Origin of the sequence: Bacteroides sp. ET71, from assembly GCF_023336905.1 — a bacterium.
Classification (GTDB): Bacteria; Bacteroidota; Bacteroidia; order Bacteroidales; family Bacteroidaceae; genus Bacteroides.
In genome coordinates, this window is the sequence record NZ_JAMBLS010000041.1 from 1 (window position 1) to 20667 (window position 20667).

A 20667-nucleotide genomic window follows, 5' to 3' on the forward strand; every position below is an offset into this window, starting at 1 on the left:
CATCCGCCCTGCAATAAATCTCCGTAACTTTAGCCTCTGAGAATATAGTGGTAATCGCTTAAATGTTATAATTGGATACTATAAAATTAAGGCTTTTATCGCTATGTTGCTAATTCTCAAACAAATAAATTTATTCCTTATATCGAATTCACGTTAATTATATTCTACTGCATTGCAATCTTTATATCCATCAAGTTACGAGTAAGTAAGCAAAGAAAAAAGATATACTTAACTTTGAGTATATCTTTTTTTCTTTGCTTACTTATAAATCAATTACTTTTTAAAGTAACGATTGTACAGACCTTCGAATCCCTTACCATGACGAGCTTCATCCTTGGCCATTTCATGAACAGTGTCATGAATTGCATCCAGATTTAAAGCTTTTGCACGGGTCGCAATACGTTTTTTATCTTCACAAGCTCCACATTCTGCTTCCATGCGTTTTTCTAGATTAGTCTTAGTATCCCAAACGCAGTCACCAAGCAGTTCTGCAAACTTTGAAGCATGTTCAGCTTCTTCCCAAGCATAGCGTTTAAATGCCTCTGCAATTTCAGGGTAACCTTCACGGTCTGCTTGACGACTCATTGCAAGATACATGCCAACTTCAGTGCATTCACCCATAAAATGATTATTCAAATCTTTAATCATTTCATCATCACAACCTTTTGCTACACCGATAACATGCTCATCAGCAAATACCAGCGGACCACCAGCATTTTGTTCTTCTACTTCTACGAATTTGCTGGCAGGAGCCTTGCAAAGAGGGCACTTTTCGGGAGCTGCATCACCTTCATAAACATAACCACATACTGTACATCTAAACTTTTTCATATTAAATTCCTCCTTAAAAATTAGAATTAGTTAATCAATTATTATTTATATAACCTTTTTCTTGCATACAATGTTTACAAATACCCTTATAATAATGATGAATTTCTTGTATTTGATGTCCTTCGCGCTCCATCTCACCTGGATGTGAATCACTTACCGTCGGCACAAGATCGTAAATCCGTCCACAACATTTACAAAAGAAATGAGCGTGAGGTGTAGTTATTGCATCATAACACGTGTTACGACCGTCTATTGTCAACGTTTGTATAGCTCCATTTTCAGTCAATAACTTCAATGTATTATATACAGTCGTTTTAGAAAGAGTCGGCATGGATGGCGAAAGTGCTATGTAAATTTCATCCACCGTAGGATGCGTACGATGCTTCATCAAATAATCCATAATAGCTATTCGCTGCACGGAAGGTTTGATATGATGACTTTGCAATCGTTCTAAAACATCCATTGTTTTCAGGTTTGTAATTATTACATTTTTATTTTCATTGCAAAGAAAGGGATTATTCTTTAATTGACCAAATATTTTTGGAAAAAAAAGCATAGAATATTCGATTTTTTATGAAAAAGCGTACCTTTGTTTCGCTAATCAGGGCTCAAATTATATGCAACATGAAGGAAATGGTCGAAAATGGAAATTGCTTTATTGCTTGATTGTCTACTAAATATAGGTGCATTTATCATTTTGAAGTTTAAATAATATGTGTTTAACCCGAATTCTTTATAAATAAAAAGCAAAATAGAAATTATGAATTATGGATTCGTGAAAGTTGCATCGGCAATACCTCATGTAAAGGTTGCTGATTGCGCATTTAACGCCGCACAAATCGAGAAGGGAATTATTATTGCAGATGGAAGAGGGGTGGAAATCATAGTTTTTCCCGAGTTGTGCTTGACTGGATATACATGCGGAGATTTGTTTGCTCACCAGCTTCTATTAGAAAATGCGGAAATAGGCTTAATGCAAATCTTAAATAATACACGCCAGTTGGATATTATCTCTATCGTTGGTATGCCCGTGGCTTTGAACGGTATTTTGTTAAATGCAGCAGTAGTCATTCAAAAGGGGAAAATATTAGGAATCGTTCCTAAGACCTATCTGCCTAACTATAAAGAGTTCTATGAGAAACGGTGGTTCACATCGTCTACTCAGGTTGACGAAAAGAGTGTGCGGCTGTGTGGGCAAAACATTCCTATGAGTAGCAATCTGCTATTTGATACGTCAAAGACGACATTCGGCATTGAAATCTGTGAAGATCTTTGGGCTCCGATTCCACCAAGTTCGAGCTTGGCGTTGCAGGGAGCAGAAATTATTTTCAATTTATCAGCAGACAACGAAGGAGTAGGAAAGCACTCTTACTTGTGCTCACTCATTGCCCAGCAATCGGCACGATGCATTGCCGGTTATGTATTTAGTTCATGTGGTTTTGGAGAGTCGACCACTGATGTAGTTTTTGCCGGGAATGCTTTGATATATGAAAACGGCACCCAGTTAAACTTAAACAAGCGTTTTTCATTTGACGAGCAAATCGTAATCAGTGAGATTGATGTGGAACGTTTACGCATGGAACGCCGTGTAAATACGACGTTTGCATCGTGTAGTGCATGTATGGTACGAGAGGCACCGATACGTATTTCTACGGAATGTATCAACGAACGAGAATGTCAACTGACCCGTACGTTCGACCCACATCCTTTTGTGCCGCAAGGCGCTGCCTTGGATGAACGTTGTGAAGAGATTTTCTCCATACAAGTCGCAGGCCTGGCACAACGATTGGTTCATACTCATGCCAAGTCTGCCGTTCTCGGCATCTCGGGAGGGTTGGATTCCACGTTGGCCTTGTTGGTGTGTGTACAGACGTTTGACAAGTTAGGGCTCTCGCGGAAGGGAATTATCGGGGTGACGATGCCTGGATTCGGAACTACCGACCGTACGCACAGCAATGCCATTGACCTGATGAACTTTTTAGGAGTGACTGTACGGGAGGTGAGCATCAAGGAGGCTTGTATGCAACATTTTAAGGACATCCACCACAATCCGGAAGTGCACGATGTGACGTATGAGAACTCGCAAGCCCGTGAACGGACACAAATCCTGATGGATATTGCCAACCAGGCGAACGGGCTGGTGATAGGCACGGGTGACTTGTCGGAGCTGGCTTTGGGATGGGCGACGTACAACGGCGACCATATGTCCATGTATGGAGTGAATGCCAGTGTGCCCAAAACGTTGGTTAAGTACCTGGTAAAATGGGTGGCGGAGCATAGCACGGACGAAGATTCGCGCCGGACATTGCTTGACATTGTGGATACTCCCATCAGCCCGGAGCTGATTCCAGCAGACGAGAAGGGGAATATCCAGCAAAAGACAGAGGATTTGGTAGGCCCTTATGAGCTGCACGATTTCTTTCTTTATTATTTCATGCGTTTCGGCTTCAGGCCTTCCAAGATTCACTACCTGGCGAAGCGTACCTTCCAGGGGACGTATGACGAGGAGACTATCAAGTATTGGCTCCAGAGGTTTTGCTCGCGGTTTTTCAGCCAGCAGTTCAAGCGTTCGTGCCTGCCTGACGGGCCGAAGGTGGGGAGTATTTCGCTCAGTCCGCGCGGGGATTGGCGGATGCCGAGCGATGCGTCTGCGGAAGCATGGCTGCGCGACTTAGCGTCTCTTTAGCCGCCTGTCGGCCTGCTTCGACGATTTCTTCGGCGCGGAAGAATTCCATCATGTCGTAGTCATCGCCGCAGAGGCTGATGAGGAGGTCGGGTGGTGTCTGGGCCAGTTGATAGCGGGTGATTTGCTGCATCATCAGGCGTGAAGAGCGGGTCATCAGTTGGTAGGGGTTGAGTTGCCGGCGTGCCCGTAGGGGGGAGGCGGGGGCGTTGACGTCGACGGCTATGAGCTGGTCGCCGGGAGTGCGCGTGACGTGGGCCAGGGGCAGGGGATTGAGGATGCCGCCGTCGACGAGCCGCCGGTTGGCCTGACGGAAGGGGCGGAAGAGCATCGGGATGGAGATGGAGGCGCGGATGGCGTCGAACAGGCTGCCATGGTCGAACTTCACTTCTTCACCGCTCGTGATGTCGGTGGCAAGGGCGGCGTAGGGCAGGGGGAGGTCTTCGATGTTGACGTCGGGCAGCAGGCGGGAGAGTTCGCGGATGAAGCGGTCGCCTTTGACCAGACCGTCGCGGCTCAGGCTGAGGTCGGCCAGTTGCCACATCTTGCGGCGATTCCAGGTACAGAGCCATTGTTTGCAGGCTTCGAGGCGGCCGGTGGCGTACATGGCGCCGACGAGGGCGCCCATGGAGCTGCCGGCAAGCGAGGTGATGTGGTAGCCGTGTGCGAGGAGTGCTTCGATGACTCCGATGTGGGCGATGCCGCGTGCTCCGCCCATGGAGAGGACGAGGGCGGCAGAAGGGTGTGTTTCCATATATAATATAATAATGTGTAGTATATAATATAATAATGTGTAACCCGGGGGATGCCGCAGGGCCGGACGGCGGTGTGCGGACGGGAGCCGGGCTGGACAAAGATACGGATTCTTGCGGTTTTTTCCGTGGGAATGTTTGTGTTTTTCAGAAGGAAGAAAGGAGATGCAGAAGGATGAAGATGCTGTTTTTGAATGTCAGCCCGCGCAGGGACGGGGGTGTGGCACGGATGTTGGAGGCGATGGCCGACGAGGCGCGGGCGCGGGGAGCCGAGGTGGTGTGCGAACGGGTGTCGAGTCTGTCGGTGCGGGCGTGCACGGGGTGCATGGTGTGCCGGGGCGAGGGGCGCTGCGTGCTGCCGCCGGATGACGCGCAGCGGGTGCTGGAGTTGCTGCGGTGGTGTGACGTGCTGGTGGTGGGTACGCCGTGTTATTGGGGCAACATGCCGGGGACGTTGAAGGTGTTGTTCGACCGGATGGTTTATGGCATGATGGGCGAGGGCCGCCGGGGGATGCCGCGTCCGTTGCTGGAGGGGCGGCGGGCGTGGTTGGTGGTGACGTGTACGACGCCGTGGCCTTTCAACGTGTGGTTCCGCCAGTCGCGGGGGACGGTGCGGGCGTTGCGCGAGGTGTTGCGGTGGAGTGGTTTCCGGGTGGCGGGCTGCATCGAGCGTGGGGGGACGCGGCAGCGCCCGGTGGACGGGCGCGACCTGGAGCGGTGCCGCCGGGCGGTGAGGAGGCTGTGCGGCTGACGGCTGCGTCCGGCTTTCCGCCCCCCTCTCAGGAGGCCTTCTGGGAGCTGGTGCAGAGGGTGTCTGACATCACGCGTGAAAGGGTCTGGACATCACGCGTGTTTTGGTTTGTTAATAGGCGTGATGTCGGGAGGCTTTCACGCGTGATGTCAGACGGGCTTCACGCGTGATGCAAATCGGTAACACGCGTGATGCAAATCGGTAATATGCGTGATACAGACGAGTAACATGCGTGATGCAGACGGGTAACATGCGTGATGCAGACGGGTAACACGCGTGATGCAGACGGGTAACACGCGTGATGCAGACGGGTAACACGCGTGATGCAGACGGGTAACACGCGTGTTACAGGCGGAAAGTACGCGTGATGCGGACGGAAAGTCGGCGTGATGCACAAAAAAATCCCGCAGGCTTGCGGGAGGCAATTGGGCAGATGCCCCGGTGCAAGCCTGCGGGATGACGGGCGAAGGGTCAACCGAAAGTGCCCTGGCCGCTGTCGTCATCGTCCTCGCCGGTGCCGGGCTCCGTGCCCTCCGTGCTGCCGGACGAACGGCCGTCGGCCAGCTTCTCGACCCACGTGAAGGTGGCCTTCTGCAAGTCGGCCTTAAACGCTTCGCTGGGTCTGAACTTCAGGTTCACCTTCTTGATGCTGTTCGCGTTGACCTCGGCTTTGGTGGCTGCGCCCCCGGCGGAAGTCAGCGAGATGCTGAAGCTCCCCCAGTCGCCCAGCTTGACGCTTTCGCCGGCCAGCAGGTGGCGTAGAACCACTTTGCGTAGCTGGCGCAAGGCCATCATCGCTTCAGAAGGGTTCAGCGTTGTCTCTTCGGCAATGTCCATTGCCACTTGGGTTTCGTCCACTTGGGCGGTCGTCACTTGCGTGGGATACCACTTCTTCGGGCCGTCCGGATTGTTAATGTCTATCTTTGCGATAGTTCTAAGTAGAATAGTCATCGTAAAAAAAGATTTTAGTTCCCGCCCCGTTTCCGGTTGCCCGGACCGGCACAGACGGGCGGGAGGGGTTAATAAATTAAGTTATTTATCACATGACGCTTGCGCGCCGTCATTTCTTTTCCAGCAACAAATCCTCCAGGCGGACCACCTCGTCGCGGTACTGCGCCGCCTCGATGAAGTCCAGCCTCTTGGCCGCCTCCTGCATCAGCCGCCGCGTGTGGGCGATGCTTCGCTCCAGTTGTTCGCGGCTCATGTACTGCACCACCGGGTCGGCAGCCACCGTCTTCTCCGGCTCCATCCCCGCATACGGCCTCGGCTCCCGCCTCGGTTCCCCGTCGGCCTGCCCGCTGCCTGCCGCCTGCGCGAAGACGTTTGCGGGGCGCGACTTGTGCAGCGGCTGCGGCGTGATGCCGTGCTCTGCGTTGTAGCGCAACTGCTTCTCCCGGCGGCGATTCGTCTCGTCGATGGTCAGGCGCATGCTCTCCGTCACCGTGTCGGCATACATGATGACGCGCCCGTTCACGTTGCGTGCCGCACGCCCGGCCGTCTGGGTCAGCGAGCGGTGCGAGCGGAGGAACCCCTCCTTGTCCGCGTCCAAGATGGCGACAAGCGACACTTCGGGCAAGTCCAACCCCTCGCGCAACAGGTTGACACCTATCAAGACGTCATACACCCCCTCGCGCAAGTCGGCCATGATTTTCACCCGCTCCAGCGTCTCCACATCGCTATGTATATAGTTGCACCTCACGTGGTTGTTCAGCAGATATTCCGTCAGCTCCTCCGCCATCCGCTTGGTCAGCGTCGTTACCAACGTCCGTTCCCCCCGCTCGATACGCACCTGAATCTCCTCCATCAAGTCGTCAATCTGGTTATGACTCGGCCTGATTTCGATGACCGGGTCCAGCAATCCCGTCGGGCGGATGACCTGCTCCACGACGATACCCTCCGACTTGGCCAGCTCATACTCGGCCGGTGTGGCGCTGACATAGATGACCTGCCGCGTCATCTCCTCGAACTCGTCAAACTTCAACGGGCGGTTGTCAAACGCCGCAGGCAGGCGGAAACCATACTCCACCAAGTTCTGTTTCCGCGCCCTGTCCCCGCCATACATGGCCCGGATTTGCGGCACGCTCACATGGCTCTCGTCAATCACCGTCAGGTAATCCTTCGGAAAAAAGTCCAGCAGACAGTAAGGTCTCGTCCCCGGAGCCCGGTTGTCGAAATACCGCGAATAGTTTTCTATCCCCGCACAATGCCCCAATTCGCGCAACATCTCCATGTCATACGTCACCCGCTCCTGCAGCCTCTTGGCCTCCAGCATCTGCCCCCGCTCCTCGAACCACTCCACCTGCGTCCTCAAATCATCCTCAATCTCATGAATGGCCCTCAGCGTGTTCTCCTTCGTCGTCATGAACAAGTTGGCCGGATAAATCTTATACTCATCCATCCTCCCCATGCAGACTCCGCTCACCGGGTCCACCTCCTCAATCCCGTCCACCTCGTCACCCCAGAAGTTCACCCTCAGCAACGTATCGGCGTAAGCCAGCCAGATGTCCACCGTATCCCCCTTCACGCGGAAACGTCCCCGCGCCAGTTCCAGGTCGTTGCGCACGTACAAGCTGTCTACCAGCCGCCGCAGGAACACATTCCGGCTGAACGCCTTGCCACACCTTATCTCGATGACATTGTCATAAAAATCCGACGGATTCCCCATGCCGTATATGCACGACACAGACGACACTACCACCACATCCTTCCGCCCCGACAGCAACGAAGAAATGGCCGCCAGGCGCAGTTTGTCTATCTCATCGTTGATAGACAAATCCTTTTCTATATACGTGTCCGTCGACGGCAGGTAAGCTTCCGGCTGGTAATAATCGTAATAAGACACATAATACTCGACTGCATTCTTCGGGAAAAAGCCCTTGAACTCGCTATACAACTGGGCAGCCAGCGTCTTGTTATGGCTCAAAATCAATGTCGGCTTATTGATATTGGCAATGACGTTGGCTATGGTAAACGTTTTCCCCGACCCGGTCACTCCCAGCAAGGTTTGTGCAGGAAGCCCCTGGCGAATCCCATCCGTCAGTTGGGCGATGGCCTCGGGCTGGTCTCCGGTAGGACTGTAACTTGATGTCAATTCAAACTTATTCATTTTTCCTATAAACAACGGCAATATTCGGCAAAATCTTTGATATAAGCAAAAAAATCATTTATTTTGCGGTAGAACTTTTGCAGATTCATCCATTTGAACGAACCGACATAAAAATAACAAAATCGAAATCAGAAACAACTATGATAGCAAAACAACTTTCCATTTTTCTGGAGAACAAATCCGGCAGATTGACAGAAGTAACAGAAGTTCTGGCCGAAAATGGCATCAACCTGTCCGCCCTTTCCATTGCCGAAAACGCAGACTTTGGCATCTTGCGAGGCATCGTTTCAGAACCGGACAAGGCTTATGCCGCGTTGAAAGACAAACATTTCGCCGTAAACATCACCGACGTGATTGGCATAAGCTGTCCCAACGTCCCCGGAGCATTGGCCAAAATCTTACGCCTCTTATCCGATGAAGGCGTTTTCATTGAATATATGTATTCTTTTGCAAACGGAGACATCGCTAACATCGTCATCCGTCCTAACAACATAAATGATTGCATTCGCATACTGACAACGGCCAAAGTTGATTTGTTGGCAGCTAACGATTTGTATAAATTATAGTTTTTGAAAAATTAAGGCGCACATCGTTGGTAGATTCGGCATGAACCTCTATCTTTGCGCATTATTTCTGTAAAGCGATGAAAAAAAACATCTTTATATTTCTGTTGGCCGTAAGCGTGCTTTCCTCATGTGGGGAATATAATAAATTACTTAAAAGTACCGATTACGAATATAAATATGAGGCAGCTAAAGCCTACTTCGCGAAAGGTCAGTATAGTCGTTCAATTGTATTATTGAACGAATTGATCACAATCCTGAAAGGAACAGACAAAGCAGAAGAATCACTTTATATGTTGGGGATGAGCTATTATAATCAAGAAGATTATCAGACCGCTGCCCAGACCTTCATGCAATATTATAATGTATATCCAAGAGGAACCTATACTGAATTAGCACGTTTTCATGCAGGTAAAGCCTTGTTTTTAGACACCCCGGAACCTCGTTTAGACCAATCGGGAACTTATAGTGCTATCCAACAATTGCAAATGTTCCTGGAATATTTCCCTCAGAGCTCCAGAAAAGAAGAAGCACAAAATATGATATTTGCTTTGCAAGATAAGTTGGTTATGAAAGAATATTTATCTGCAAAATTATATTATAACTTAGGAAATTACCTGGGAAATAACTATCTGTCATGTGTCATCACAGCTCAAAATGCATTGAAAGATTATCCTTATACAAACTTACGTGAAGACTTGTCTATACTTATATTACGAGCTAAATATGAACTTGCCGTTTATAGTGTAGAAGAGAGGAAAGAGGAACGTTATCGAGAAGCTGTTGATGAATATTACGCGTTTATGAACGAGTTCCCAGAAAGCAAGTATGCCAAAGAAGCTAACCACATATTTGAAGAATCTCAGAAAATATTAAAAGACTAACTTGATTGAAAACAATAATAGAATTTAATAGGTAATTGATATATGGACTACAGAAAAACGAATGCCCCGACTACTACGGTAACCCGTGATATGATGGATTTGTGCAAAGACACGGGTAATGTTTATGAAACAGTGGCAATAATTGCAAAACGTGCTAATCAGATCAGTGTTGAAATAAAGAATGATTTGTCTAAGAAACTGGCAGAATTTGCATCTTATAACGACAACCTCGAAGAAGTATTTGAGAACCGGGAACAGATAGAGATATCTCGCTATTATGAAAAATTGCCCAAACCAACTTTGATTGCAACTCAAGAATACATTGAAGGGAAAATTTATTATCGCAATCCTGCAAAGGAGAAAGACAAATTGCAATGATACAACGAGTTCAGTCGGTTTATTTATTGTTAGCAGCCGTATCCATTGTAGTTTTTTTATGCTTCCCCACGGGATATTTTATCGATAGTGAAGGTATAATAACCGGTATATTTAAACCATTAGGAGTTACATTATCAGATAATACATTCTTATCTACGTGGGGATTATTTGCTCTTTCGTTGTTAAGTGCTCTGATTCAAGTTTGTACAATATTCCTATTTCGTAATAGAATGTTACAAATGCGTATGAGCATTTTTAGCATAATTGTAATCTGTGGATATTATATTGCGTTTATTTTTTTTCTATCAGTATTGAAGGAAAAGTTGTTTGATACAAGCTTTCAGATAAGATGGCCGCTTTGTTTACCATTAGTTTCAATTATTTTGACATGGTTGGCTAATCGTGCTATACATCATGATGAAAATTTAGTGAAAGCAGCAGATAGGCTTAGATGAAAGTTTATAGTAAGAATGGTTAAAGAGGCACTTGAGCATCGTAAAATCTCTTTTTAGAATGCTCAAGTGCCTCTTTATTTTCCAGTATTTTCTTTTTCTTTCATTATGCCTAAACTAAGAAAGAATTAATGACCATTGCATCATTTCGATTGAGTAGTTATAGCATTTTTATTGTCGTGCGATAAGGAATCGGCTTCAATAGCTATTCGCTTTTTTCTCAATCTCCGGAACTTCCATCTGTTCCAGAAAAACAGTTCAGACCATTTATCAAAATCCTTCTTAAAGATAATTCCAATACCTTGAGTGGTAAGGTTAGTTCGAGTATAATAGCGGTCGTTTGTTTCGTTATAAGCCTTTAAACGTATGTTTCCTGAGCGGTTTACAAGCCATTCCGCTTCAAAATCACCTACAAAATTCGTATTTGCTAATGGATTATCTCGGTATCCGAAATTACCATTTATAAGTAATCGATTATTTAGTAATTGTCCGGAAAGCATACCTTCAAATTCAACGTCTGTCCATCCTTTTTCACCTGTGCTAAGATTTGTCCCAATATTCCAATTATTATTATTTATAATATTAGCGAGCGCATTATTTAATTGGCCAGAAAGCGTAGAGGACAAAACACTTGACATCATATCGGAGCTATCTGTGGTGCCTGTATTTTCTGGAGCATAAAATTTACCAATGCCTAATAAATAAAGTATTTGCATATTTATTTGTTCATCAGTTGGAATATAATTACGCACCAAAGCTCGAACTTCTTCGCGTTCGTTGGGTAAATCTAAATCTAGTTTAATATCAGGTGCGGTTAATTGACCGGAAATGGCCATGATACAATTAACTTTTACATTGGTTTGATTGACGTATTCGTTCGCGTTGGGTATTAAATCATTTAGAGAAGCAGAGTTTACGATGTAATTGGCTTTAATGTCCAGAAAGGCATCTAATGGAGAACCATTAATAGATATTGTACTTCCTTTTTCTATGACAAAGTCTTTCCGAATTACTTCTTGAAGACTAAATTTATAAACTCCTTGATCGATTTTATAGCTACCAAACATTTTTACATCTCCTTTATTAAAGAATTCAGTACGTATGCTTCCTGCTCCTTTTCCGCTTATATAATCACCAGTCATTGGATCCATGATTATTTTCATGGTTGCATCAGGAGTGGCATCTATCAATAAGTTCAGGTGAATGTCTGTATCTTCTTCTTTTTCTTCTTCAGCTTTTATTTCCAATTGTGCCATTTCATAATCAGAAAGAATAGTTTCGTGTATTGTTCTCCGAGGAGTTTTATCTACAAACTTGATGAACTGATTGCTGACTGCAGATGATACGTTATCTTTTATATAAGTAAAAACACTATTGGAGTTTGTTGTCATCGCTACATTAATATTAAGCCCATCATTCATATTCCCGGCAATAGTAGCATTGCCCGTGGCATATACCGTCCCATAAAAAGGAAAATCCGGTGATTCAGAAGTGTTCATTACCAGCATGTTATTTACATTGAAGTTAAACCGATACTCCAAATTCTTAAAATGTTGATAATGAAGATAACCGTTGGCTCTTCCCTCATGGCCTTGTGTATCGAAAACTCGATTATTATTAAATATCAGACCATCAGGCTTTATAAGAATACTATCTTTAATCAAATAAGTTGTATTCAAAACATCTACTTTGAATGAAGCATCACTCTGAACCTGTCCTTCCATTGTTAATGCTTTAAAACGTCCGTAGAAATGCACATCTCCCCACACACGTCCTTTAAATTCTGATGTAACATTCCGCATATAATGGTGAATAAACTTCAAGTTTGTGCCATGGGCTTTTATCTGCAAATCAAGTGCGCTAGTTGGCTTTACTGGATATATAAATCCATCTACGTGAGTTAAAGCTTTATCTTTTTCCCGAATTTGTGCATTCAAATAAATACCTTTCACATCATGATGCCATTCTCCATGAATTTGTGCATCACCAAGCAAACCTTCATTTAGTCCTAGATTGCGAATGAACAGTTCTGTGCTCATTATAGGTTTTTCTAAAACACCACTGGCAAAGGCTGTTCCAGTGGCTTCTCCTTGGAAGTTTATTCCTAAATTTGCAATATCAAATACATAACCAATGTTGATATCTTCTAAATCTACGCGAACTGTATCTTCTAAGGAATGGGAAATAGTTCCATTAATACTTAAATGGCGTTCTTTATGTGCAAAATTGAAATCATTAATCTGAATTTTTCCCGAATCAATGACGACTTCAGAAGGGTGAATCTCCCAAAGAGTATCATTAAGAATAATCTCTGTTGGTCGAATATGAATGATTGTTTTTAAAGGAGCCTTTTCTGTATGCAGAGATTGTTTATTGGGAATTTCTGTGGGATGTTTACTTATCAAGCAAGCAAGTGCAGACAATTGTCCGCTATATGTTATCCCACTACTATTTCCCCAATTTAAAACCGTTTGTATACTGTCATTCTGCGCACTTGCCTCTACGGCAATATTTATAGCATCGCTATTTCTTCTATTTGTAAAACGCAAAGAAGTTCGAATCTGATTGTGAGGGTTTTCACACAACAACATTGCTGATTCTATAAATTTCGTTTTATAACGCATTCGTGGGAAATAGCCTTCGATTCGTAAACGATTGGATTCATCATTAAAATATCCTTTGACTGTTGAATGCGTATAGATTTTTATAGGAATATCAAAAATGGTTGAGATAAGATCTGTATCATAAATGTGCAGATCGAAATGAAAATTATTTTTACTTTTTTGCTTTTTCTCTTTCTTTTCTTTTTTATCAGGCAGCAATGCAGGCATATACCATTGCATAAGATTGAAAAAACTTGTTGGCAAAGTTCGGTAGGAATAATCGCCGGAAATATTTCCCTCTATAAATTTAGAGCTAATATTCAATGTTTTTCCTTTCTCATTTTTATTACTTGCTGTAATTTTAAGATTATCTAAGAAATAGTGTTTTTCTGGAGCTGTAAAAGTTAGACTGTCCAGATTAATCTCACCATCCATTTCATCAATAGAGCCTCCTGTAAAATCTGCTCTCAATCTAGCAGAGAATTCAGCACCTTCATAGTTAGATGTCAAATGCAAATCATAAGGGCGTACGTGGTCAAATGTTGCTAAGAAGTTGAAAGTAGGCGTTTGCCCCGTAGTATTGATAATACCATTCAGCAAAAATGAGCCATTATTATCATCCATAGCCATCTTTCCACTAAACCCTCCATCTTTATAGGCTCCATCCAAGGTTATATTTTCATAAGTATATTGACTATAATCAATAGACGAGATTAAACCCTTTAAAAATACTTGAGGATATTGGTGTTGACGATGATTGCCATTTACATCCATATTGAAAACAATTTTTCCCAATTTAGGATTGGACAGCATAGTACCTAAATCGAAATTTTCTGTATTTACTCTTCCTGAATAAGCGACGTAGCTTTCTTCTTTATTTGATGTAATCTTCACATCTGTGTTTAGTTCTCCTAAATCCGTACGAAGTTTACCATAAGTAACGAGATCAGTAAAATAGCCAGACAATTCTCCATTAAAAGAAATTGTTCCCAGATTATTTAATATAAAAGGAACCTTTGTCGCATTTTTATTGAGATTATGCACTAGAAAATCTATCCCAACACGGTCTATATATAGTCGAGAAAGATTTGCAAATACATAAGAATCAATCGGATGTGAAAGGTCTTGCAAGGAGACGTCGCCTCTTAGATAAAAATGATTATGCAAGGAAGATACGGCAAATAAAGGACAGTTTAACTGATCGATTGTTCCATTTGCAGCAATCTCCACTCGTAAAGGGTCATTAAATGAAGCAAAGGCTGGCAATAGAGGAGCAAAATCTTTCATGACAACTACTGATGGCTGCATATGAATAGAAAAACGCAAATTGCGCATGGGATCTTTAAGTGCTTCCAAACTATCATAACGTATATAGATGGAATCTGTTTGAATGGAAGAATGAGGAAGTTCTATAAAGAAATTGTCGGCAACAACTCCTTCTTCATTTCCAATAAGTCGTAACTCCAATTTTTTAAGTTGGAATCCTGAATTCTTTTCTTCAACGCTGAATCTCTTTATAAAAGCATTGATTGAGTCTTTCTGCAATGCTTTCAATGAGATAGTTGCAATGATATTATTGAAATGCAGGTGATCGGGATTGAACTTACCGGGCGTTTTTTTCTCTGAACGCACATCATATGAAATTTCTCCTCGGCGTATGAGCAAAGAATTAATGCGTAAATGCAAATCATCGTTCCTTTTTGTTGTATCCTGGGAGGCTAGTGCATCTAATATAAAATGGTAATTAGGCAGACTTTCTGGCGTCTGTTTCTCCAAGGCGGCATTAAAACCAAATAATTGTATATTGCTGATGGATATTTGCTTCTTAAACAGAGGCAAAATGTCAAACTTTGCAGATAAGCGGGTGACTTTCAACATTTCTTTACCCGACAAATCATTCAGTTCCAGTCCTTCTATGACAATGCGATTCAAAAAACCGATGTATACTTTCTCTATCCGCAGGTCGCTTTTCAATGTGGCACTTAGCTGTTTGGATAAAAAAATAGAGAGTTGTTGCTGAACATAGGGCAAATTCAACAACAATATAGCACCGATATAAGATCCAATAATAATACCGATGAGAATCCGTATAGTTCTTTTCAGCTTTTTGATAGGACAAGTATTTTTTTGTATTTGGCGAACAAAAATAGCAAATAATACCTTAAGAATCTACTTTTATCTGTATTTTTGCAAGGTTTAATTCAAATATATTATGAGCACTTTTATTTTAGGAATTGAATCTTCTTGTGATGATACTTCGGCAGCCGTCATAAAAGATGGTTATTTGCTTTCCAATATAGTTGCCAGCCAAGCTGTACACGAAGCCTATGGAGGGGTTGTACCGGAATTAGCCTCTCGTGCTCACCAGCAAAATATTGTCCCGGTAGTTCATGAAGCTTTGAAGCGTGCTGGTATAAATAAAAATGAATTGAGTGCTATTGCGTTTACACGAGGGCCTGGTTTAATGGGATCTTTATTAGTAGGCGTATCCTTTGCCAAAGGACTTGCACTTTCTCTGAATATTCCCTTGATTGATGTCAATCATCTAACCGGTCATGTGTTAGCTCATTTTATTCAAGTAAAAGGCGAAGAAAATGAATTGCCTGCGTTTCCTTTTCTATGCTTGTTGGTTTCAGGAGGCAACTCTCAAATCATTCTGGTAAAATCTTACAACGAAATGGAGATTCTTGGCCAAACCATTGATGATGCGGCCGGTGAGGCTATCGACAAATGCTCTAAAGTGATGGGATTAGGATATCCAGGTGGTCCGATAATCGATAAATTGGCTCGACAAGGAAACCCCAAATCTTTTACTTTTAGTAAGCCACATATTCCCGGATTAGATTATAGTTTTAGCGGTTTGAAAACCTCTTTTTTATATTCTTTGCGTGATTGGATAAAGGAAGACCCTGATTTTATCGAACATCATAAGGCGGATTTGGCTGCTTCGCTAGAAGCAACAGTTGTTGATATTTTGATGGAAAAATTGCGTAAGGCAGCCAAGCAATACAACATAAAAGAAGTGGCCGTAGCAGGAGGAGTATCTGCTAACAATGGGTTGCGAAACGCCTTCCGAGAACATGCACAAAAATATGGATGGAAGATATTTATCCCCAAATTCAGCTATACGACAGACAATGCAGCTATGATAGCTATTACTGGCTACTTCAAATACTTGAGCAAAGAATTCTGCCCTATAGATGCTCCCGCATATTCCCGTGTGACTCTACAGTAAACAGAAAGGCTCTTTATGCCTTCCGAACAAAAGGCACGGTTATTCCGAACAAAAGGCTACGTTTGTGCGAAGAAGAACAAAACGGTGAATTCAAAAAAATAAAAGCTTGCAGGATGCTGACTATGAATATTGAAGAAAAAGTAGGTGAACTGTTGAGAGCCAAGAAAATGACCCTTACAACGGCAGAAAGTTGTACAGGAGGAGGTGTTGCTGCATTAATAACATCTGTGCCAGGAAGTTCTGAATATTTTAAAGGAGGTATTGTGGCCTATTCCAATGAGATAAAGATAAATTTGTTATGCGTCTCCCCGAATACTTTGAAAAAATATGGAGCTGTAAGCCAAGAAACTGTTATCGAGATGGCTCAAGGGGTGATGAAATCAATGAAAAGTGACTGTGCCATAGCCACATCGGGCATCGCTGGCCCGGGAGGAGGAAGCATTCAGAAACCTGTTGGGACAATTTGGATAGCTGTTGCATGCAATGGAAAAGTCATCACAAAAAAAGAAAGCGGAGATTTAGGACGTTCTCTAAATGTACAAAAAACCATTATAGACTCCTTGTCTTTACTCTGTGAAGAATTAGAGAAAAGTTAAAATAAAATGTTTATATATAATCAACATCGTTCAATAAGGTAATTCTTTATAAATGCACCTTTTTTCTTTATGAGAAAATGATAAATGCGAGGTTCTCGAAAGAAAAGAAGCAGGAGAATGGCATAAATATCCTTGCCAGAACGATTATTTTTCAAAAAAAACTTGTGTGTTAACAATAAAAGTAGTTACTTTGCGCTCTGTTTGAAATAAGTAACAAGATAAAACTATAAAAAAGAGATAGAGATGTCGAAGATTTGTCAAATTACCGGAAAGAAGGCCATGATTGGCAACAATGTTTCACATTCCAAAAGAAGAACCAAAAGAACATTTGATGTGAACTTGTTTAATAAAAAATTCTATTATGTAGAGCAAGACTGCTGGATTAGCTTGAGCATTTGTGCAAACGGCTTGCGCATCATTAATAAAAAAGGCTTGGATGCAGCTTTGAAAGATGCAGTAGCTAAGGGGTATTGCGATTGGAAAGACATTAAAGTTATCGGCTAAAAATATAGAGGAGATACAAATATGGCAAAGAAAGCAAAAGGTAATAGAGTACAAGTTATATTGGAATGTACTGAACACAAAGACAGCGGTATGCCGGGAACTTCTCGTTATATCACAACGAAAAATAGAAAGAATACGACCGAAAGATTGGAATTGAAAAAATACAATCCAATTTTGAAAAGAGTAACCGTACATAAGGAAATTAAATAATTAAAACAATAACCACTCATGGCAAAGAAAACAGTAGCAAGTTTGCACGAAGGTTCAAAAGAAGGTCGTGCCTATACAAAGGTTATCAAGATGGTTAAGTCTCCCAAGACGGGTGCTTATATTTTTGACGAACAAATGGTAGCTAATGAAAAAGTTCAGGACTTTTTCAAGAAATAATAAGTAACAATGCCGTATATGGAATCCCCTTGTTAGCTAAAAGCTAATAAGGGGATTCCTTTTTCTTAGAGCACAAAGGGGTAGTTTTATTTTGTGCGCGTTTTATTTTATTATATCTTTGTAGCATAATGTTTTGTCATAAACAAATGAAGTTATGGGAATATTTAGTTTTTTCTCAAAAGAAAAGAAAGAGACCTTAGACAAGGGATTATCTAAAACGAAAGAAAGTGTATTCGGAAAAATTGCCCGTGCTGTAGCAGGAAAATCAAAAGTAGACGATGAAGTTCTAGATAATTTAGAAGAAGTTCTAATAACGTCTGATGTAGGAGTAGAAACTACTTTAAAAATCATAGAGCGTATAGAAAAGAGGGTAGCTTTGGATAAATACATGAATACGCAAGAGTTGAATAACATTTTGCGTGATGAAATCGCAGCTCTATTGTCTGAGAATAACTCAAAAGATATAGATGACTTTGAGGCACCTATCACGAAACCTCCTTATGTAATTATGGTAGTAGGTGTAAATGGAGTAGGGAAAACCACAACCATTGGAAAATTGGCATATCAATACAAAAAAGCTGGGAAAAAAGTCTATTTAGGTGCGGCTGATACATTTAGAGCTGCGGCAGTAGAACAACTGCAAATTTGGGGTGATCGTGTAGGGGTGCCTGTGATCAAACAAAAAATGGGAGCAGATCCTGCTTCAGTTGCCTTTGATACGCTTAGCTCAGCCGTGGCAAATAAAGCTGATGTTGTTATAATTGATACTGCTGGAAGGCTCCATAACAAGGTGGGGTTGATGAATGAATTGACAAAGATAAAAAATGTCATGAAGAAAGTTTTGCCTGATGCTCCAAACGAAGTCTTGTTGGTATTAGATGGTTCTACCGGGCAAAATGCATTTGAACAAGCAAAACAATTTACTTTGGCAACAGAAGTAACTTCTATGGCAATAACAAAACTAGACGGAACGGCTAAGGGGGGGGTAGTTATTGGCATTTCTGATCAGTTTAAAATTCCTGTAAAATATATAGGTTTAGGCGAAGGAATAGACGATTTGCAAGTCTTTCGTAAGAATGAATTTGTAAACTCTTTATTTGGAGACTCAAAATAAATGAAACGAACAACGATCGATATAGTTACACTGGGATGCTCTAAAAATCTGGTGGATTCAGAGCGATTAATGCGTCAGATAAAGGCGGCTGGTTATCATGTCACTCATGATGCTCAATATCCTCATGGAGAAATTGCAGTCATCAATACCTGTGGTTTTATTGGCGATGCAAAAGAAGAATCTATTAATATGATTTTGAGATTTGCGCAAGCTAAAGAAGAGGGGAACTTAAAAAAACTGTATGTTATGGGATGTCTTTCTGAACGTTATCTGAAAGAATTATCCATAGAAATCCCACAGGTAGACAAATTTTATGGAAAATTTGATTGGAAGAATTTGTTGCAAGATTTGGGGAAAAGTTATGACGAACGGCTTCATATCGAACGTGTTTTAACTACACCTGCACATTATGCTTATTTAAAAATCTCTGAGGGATGCAATCGTACCTGTGCTTATTGTGCTATACCCATTATTACAGGACACCATATTTCTCGTCCTATGGAAGAGATTCTAGATGAAGTCAGGTATTTAGTGTCACAAGGGGTAAAAGAGTTTCAGGTCATAGCCCAGGAACTAACATACTATGGAATAGACTTGTATAAAAAACAAATGTTGCCAGACCTTATTGAGCGAATGGCTGATATTCCTGGCGTAGAATGGATTCGGCTTCATTATGCTTATCCAGCTCACTTCCCAGAAAAACTAATAAAGGTCATTCGCGAACGTCCTAATGTGTGTAAATATCTTGATATCGCTTTACAACATATCAGTGATAATGTATTGGCACAAATGCAACGCCACGTAACTAAAGCTGAAACATATCACCTTATTAGAAAATTACGTGAAGAAATACCGGATATTCATATAAGAACGACTTTAATGGTTGGATTTCCAAGTGAAACAGAAGAAGATTTTGAGGAGCTAAAAAAATTTGTAAGAGAAATTCGTTTTGATCGGATGGGAGCTTTTGCTTATTCTGAGGAAGAAGGCACATATTCAGCTCAACACTATATAGATAATATTCCCCAAGAAGTTAAAGAAAAACGTCTAGATGAGCTTATGGCCATACAAACCCAAATATCTGCAGAGCTGGGGAAATCCAAAATTGGAAAACAATTGAAAGTTATAATCGACCGTATAGAAGGGGATTATTATATTGGAAGGAGTGAGTTCGATTCACCAGAAGTTGACCCAGAGGTGCTGATTGAGCGGAATGAAAATTTGCAGTTACAAATCGGACATTTTTATCCGGTAAAAATTGTATCAGCAGAAGATTTTGATCTTTATGGAAATGTCGTTTTAGAAAATAGCTAATAACATGAATAATATTTTATATTGAAACTTGCCAGTAATTTTAGATGTTCTACCCAAGAAACATCTAATATGTATGGTAGCTTCTTTATTAGAGAAAATGACTAATCAACTAGAAAAAGGATATTCTGTTAACATATAACATACAAGGCTCTGGTATATGAGGTAAAAAGAGATTAGAACAAGTTTCGGTTAGCTTTCTTACTAAACAACGGTTATTGCTCCTCCTAAACTAGTACTCCGTTATTGAGCTATGAGAAAGTATTAACATTAAAACCAAAGGATGTATTGGAATCTCAGGTTATACCAAAATATTTTTTACCCAGACAATTCTAATCTAAAGAAGTTATTAATAAGCCTTTTTCTCATTTCGAGCCTGTGCCCTTAAATGGGAATGTACTTATTACTGATAAACGAAACGAGAAAGTGCTTTTTTCATATGATGAGTCTGATTCGAAATAATACGAGAATAAAATAAAACTGAATAAAATAAATATTCTCTATTTAACGTGAGTTC

General features: G+C 42.2%; 19 protein-coding genes. 13 read left to right on the forward strand and 6 right to left on the reverse strand.

Annotated elements, in window-relative coordinates:
- Positions 1-273: 273 nt before the first annotated feature.
- Both M3090_RS13845 and M3090_RS13850 read right to left on the reverse strand, forming a co-directional pair.
- Positions 274-831: an NADH peroxidase gene (locus M3090_RS13845; protein ID WP_249057298.1), complete on the reverse strand. Its 558-nt coding sequence runs from the start codon at positions 829-831 to the stop codon at positions 274-276.
- Positions 832-865: 34 nt separating this feature from the next.
- On the reverse strand, positions 866-1294 hold the full coding sequence (locus tag M3090_RS13850) for a Fur family transcriptional regulator (protein ID WP_249057325.1): 429 nt from the start codon (positions 1292-1294) through the stop codon (positions 866-868).
- Between the two features lie 297 nt (positions 1295-1591).
- Here M3090_RS13850 and M3090_RS13855 point away from each other — a divergent pair, with 297 nt between their 5' ends.
- Positions 1592-3517, forward strand: a complete 1926-nt coding sequence (locus tag M3090_RS13855; RefSeq protein WP_249057302.1) for an NAD(+) synthase — start codon at positions 1592-1594, stop codon at positions 3515-3517.
- Here the strand turns inward: M3090_RS13855 and M3090_RS13860 are convergent.
- A complete protein-coding gene (locus M3090_RS13860; RefSeq protein ID WP_249057304.1) occupies positions 3441-4268 on the reverse strand; it encodes a patatin-like phospholipase family protein in 828 nt (275 codons plus the stop codon). The genes M3090_RS13855 and M3090_RS13860 overlap by 77 nt on opposite strands.
- Before the next feature lie 173 nt (positions 4269-4441).
- Here M3090_RS13860 and M3090_RS13865 point away from each other — a divergent pair, with 173 nt between their 5' ends.
- The gene (locus M3090_RS13865) at positions 4442-5017 is read left to right on the forward strand and encodes a flavodoxin family protein (protein WP_249057327.1); all 576 of its coding nucleotides are present in this window, start codon (positions 4442-4444) and stop codon (positions 5015-5017) included.
- A gap of 471 nt (positions 5018-5488) precedes the next feature.
- Here M3090_RS13865 and M3090_RS13870 read toward each other — a convergent pair whose 3' ends face one another.
- On the reverse strand, positions 5489-5968 hold the full coding sequence (locus M3090_RS13870) for an HU family DNA-binding protein (protein ID WP_249057305.1): 480 nt from the start codon (positions 5966-5968) through the stop codon (positions 5489-5491).
- A 109-nt stretch (positions 5969-6077) separates the two neighbouring features.
- Entirely contained in the window at positions 6078-8123 is a 2046-nt protein-coding gene (gene uvrB, locus M3090_RS13875; RefSeq protein ID WP_249057307.1) for an excinuclease ABC subunit UvrB, read from the reverse strand.
- Between the two features lie 140 nt (positions 8124-8263).
- On the opposite strand from uvrB, the gene M3090_RS13880 reads away from it, so the two are divergent.
- The 4 genes from M3090_RS13880 to M3090_RS13895 all read left to right on the forward strand — a co-directional run bounded on the left by M3090_RS13880 (position 8264) and on the right by M3090_RS13895 (position 10403).
- Positions 8264-8689, forward strand: coding sequence for an ACT domain-containing protein (locus M3090_RS13880; RefSeq protein WP_249057309.1), 426 nt, complete (start codon positions 8264-8266; stop codon positions 8687-8689).
- Between the two features lie 77 nt (positions 8690-8766).
- Positions 8767-9570 carry an outer membrane protein assembly factor BamD gene (locus tag M3090_RS13885; RefSeq protein WP_249057311.1) on the forward strand — a complete coding sequence of 268 codons (804 nt, stop codon included), beginning with the start codon at positions 8767-8769 and terminating at the stop codon, positions 9568-9570.
- Between the two features lie 42 nt (positions 9571-9612).
- A complete protein-coding gene (locus tag M3090_RS13890; RefSeq protein WP_249057313.1) occupies positions 9613-9948 on the forward strand; it encodes a DNA-directed RNA polymerase subunit omega in 336 nt (111 codons plus the stop codon).
- Positions 9945-10403, forward strand: coding sequence for a DUF4293 domain-containing protein (locus M3090_RS13895; protein ID WP_249057315.1), 459 nt, complete (start codon positions 9945-9947; stop codon positions 10401-10403). Before M3090_RS13890 ends, M3090_RS13895 begins: the two co-directional genes overlap by 4 nt.
- Before the next feature lie 140 nt (positions 10404-10543).
- Here M3090_RS13895 and M3090_RS13900 read toward each other — a convergent pair whose 3' ends face one another.
- On the reverse strand, positions 10544-15073 hold the full coding sequence (locus tag M3090_RS13900; protein ID WP_249057329.1) for a translocation/assembly module TamB domain-containing protein: 4530 nt from the start codon (positions 15071-15073) through the stop codon (positions 10544-10546).
- A 142-nt stretch (positions 15074-15215) separates the two neighbouring features.
- On the opposite strand from M3090_RS13900, the gene tsaD reads away from it, so the two are divergent.
- From tsaD to rimO, 7 genes are all read left to right on the forward strand, one after another.
- The gene (gene tsaD / locus M3090_RS13905) at positions 15216-16238 is read left to right on the forward strand and encodes a tRNA (adenosine(37)-N6)-threonylcarbamoyltransferase complex transferase subunit TsaD (protein ID WP_249057317.1); all 1023 of its coding nucleotides are present in this window, start codon (positions 15216-15218) and stop codon (positions 16236-16238) included.
- Positions 16239-16360: 122 nt separating this feature from the next.
- Complete coding sequence (locus M3090_RS13910; RefSeq protein WP_249057330.1) at positions 16361-16834, forward strand: CinA family protein; 474 nt, start codon at positions 16361-16363, stop codon at positions 16832-16834.
- A 243-nt stretch (positions 16835-17077) separates the two neighbouring features.
- A complete protein-coding gene (gene rpmB, locus M3090_RS13915) occupies positions 17078-17338 on the forward strand; it encodes a 50S ribosomal protein L28 (RefSeq protein WP_249057318.1) in 261 nt (86 codons plus the stop codon).
- A 21-nt stretch (positions 17339-17359) separates the two neighbouring features.
- On the forward strand, positions 17360-17548 hold the full coding sequence (rpmG, locus tag M3090_RS13920) for a 50S ribosomal protein L33 (protein ID WP_002560155.1): 189 nt from the start codon (positions 17360-17362) through the stop codon (positions 17546-17548).
- Positions 17549-17566: 18 nt separating this feature from the next.
- Entirely contained in the window at positions 17567-17725 is a 159-nt protein-coding gene (locus tag M3090_RS13925) for a DUF4295 domain-containing protein (protein WP_010537996.1), read from the forward strand.
- Positions 17726-17879: 154 nt separating this feature from the next.
- The gene (gene ftsY, locus M3090_RS13930) at positions 17880-18839 is read left to right on the forward strand and encodes a signal recognition particle-docking protein FtsY (protein ID WP_249057321.1); all 960 of its coding nucleotides are present in this window, start codon (positions 17880-17882) and stop codon (positions 18837-18839) included.
- The gene (rimO, locus tag M3090_RS13935; protein WP_249057323.1) at positions 18840-20153 is read left to right on the forward strand and encodes a 30S ribosomal protein S12 methylthiotransferase RimO; all 1314 of its coding nucleotides are present in this window, start codon (positions 18840-18842) and stop codon (positions 20151-20153) included.
- The last annotated feature ends 514 nt before the right edge of the window (positions 20154-20667 follow it).

What these genes read in the sequence shown, in the direction of transcription:
- M3090_RS13895 (WP_249057315.1), top strand. Translation starts at nt 9,945, where the DNA reads ATGATACAACGAGTTCAGTCGGTTTATTTATTGTTAGCAGCCGTATCC.
- M3090_RS13865 (WP_249057327.1), top strand. Translation starts at nt 4,442, where the DNA reads ATGAAGATGCTGTTTTTGAATGTCAGCCCGCGCAGGGACGGGGGTGTG.
- M3090_RS13925 (WP_010537996.1), top strand. Translation starts at nt 17,567, where the DNA reads ATGGCAAAGAAAACAGTAGCAAGTTTGCACGAAGGTTCAAAAGAAGGT.
- M3090_RS13860 (WP_249057304.1), bottom strand. Translation starts at nt 4,268, where the DNA reads ATGGAAACACACCCTTCTGCCGCCCTCGTCCTCTCCATGGGCGGAGCA.
- rimO (WP_249057323.1), top strand. Translation starts at nt 18,840, where the DNA reads ATGAAACGAACAACGATCGATATAGTTACACTGGGATGCTCTAAAAAT.
- M3090_RS13845 (WP_249057298.1), bottom strand. Translation starts at nt 831, where the DNA reads ATGAAAAAGTTTAGATGTACAGTATGTGGTTATGTTTATGAAGGTGAT.
- rpmB (WP_249057318.1), top strand. Translation starts at nt 17,078, where the DNA reads ATGTCGAAGATTTGTCAAATTACCGGAAAGAAGGCCATGATTGGCAAC.
- tsaD (WP_249057317.1), top strand. Translation starts at nt 15,216, where the DNA reads ATGAGCACTTTTATTTTAGGAATTGAATCTTCTTGTGATGATACTTCG.
- M3090_RS13855 (WP_249057302.1), top strand. Translation starts at nt 1,592, where the DNA reads ATGAATTATGGATTCGTGAAAGTTGCATCGGCAATACCTCATGTAAAG.
- ftsY (WP_249057321.1), top strand. Translation starts at nt 17,880, where the DNA reads ATGGGAATATTTAGTTTTTTCTCAAAAGAAAAGAAAGAGACCTTAGAC.
- rpmG (WP_002560155.1), top strand. Translation starts at nt 17,360, where the DNA reads ATGGCAAAGAAAGCAAAAGGTAATAGAGTACAAGTTATATTGGAATGT.
- M3090_RS13885 (WP_249057311.1), top strand. Translation starts at nt 8,767, where the DNA reads ATGAAAAAAAACATCTTTATATTTCTGTTGGCCGTAAGCGTGCTTTCC.
- M3090_RS13880 (WP_249057309.1), top strand. Translation starts at nt 8,264, where the DNA reads ATGATAGCAAAACAACTTTCCATTTTTCTGGAGAACAAATCCGGCAGA.
- M3090_RS13910 (WP_249057330.1), top strand. Translation starts at nt 16,361, where the DNA reads ATGAATATTGAAGAAAAAGTAGGTGAACTGTTGAGAGCCAAGAAAATG.
- uvrB (WP_249057307.1), bottom strand. Translation starts at nt 8,123, where the DNA reads ATGAATAAGTTTGAATTGACATCAAGTTACAGTCCTACCGGAGACCAG.
- M3090_RS13870 (WP_249057305.1), bottom strand. Translation starts at nt 5,968, where the DNA reads ATGACTATTCTACTTAGAACTATCGCAAAGATAGACATTAACAATCCG.
- M3090_RS13890 (WP_249057313.1), top strand. Translation starts at nt 9,613, where the DNA reads ATGGACTACAGAAAAACGAATGCCCCGACTACTACGGTAACCCGTGAT.
- M3090_RS13850 (WP_249057325.1), bottom strand. Translation starts at nt 1,294, where the DNA reads ATGGATGTTTTAGAACGATTGCAAAGTCATCATATCAAACCTTCCGTG.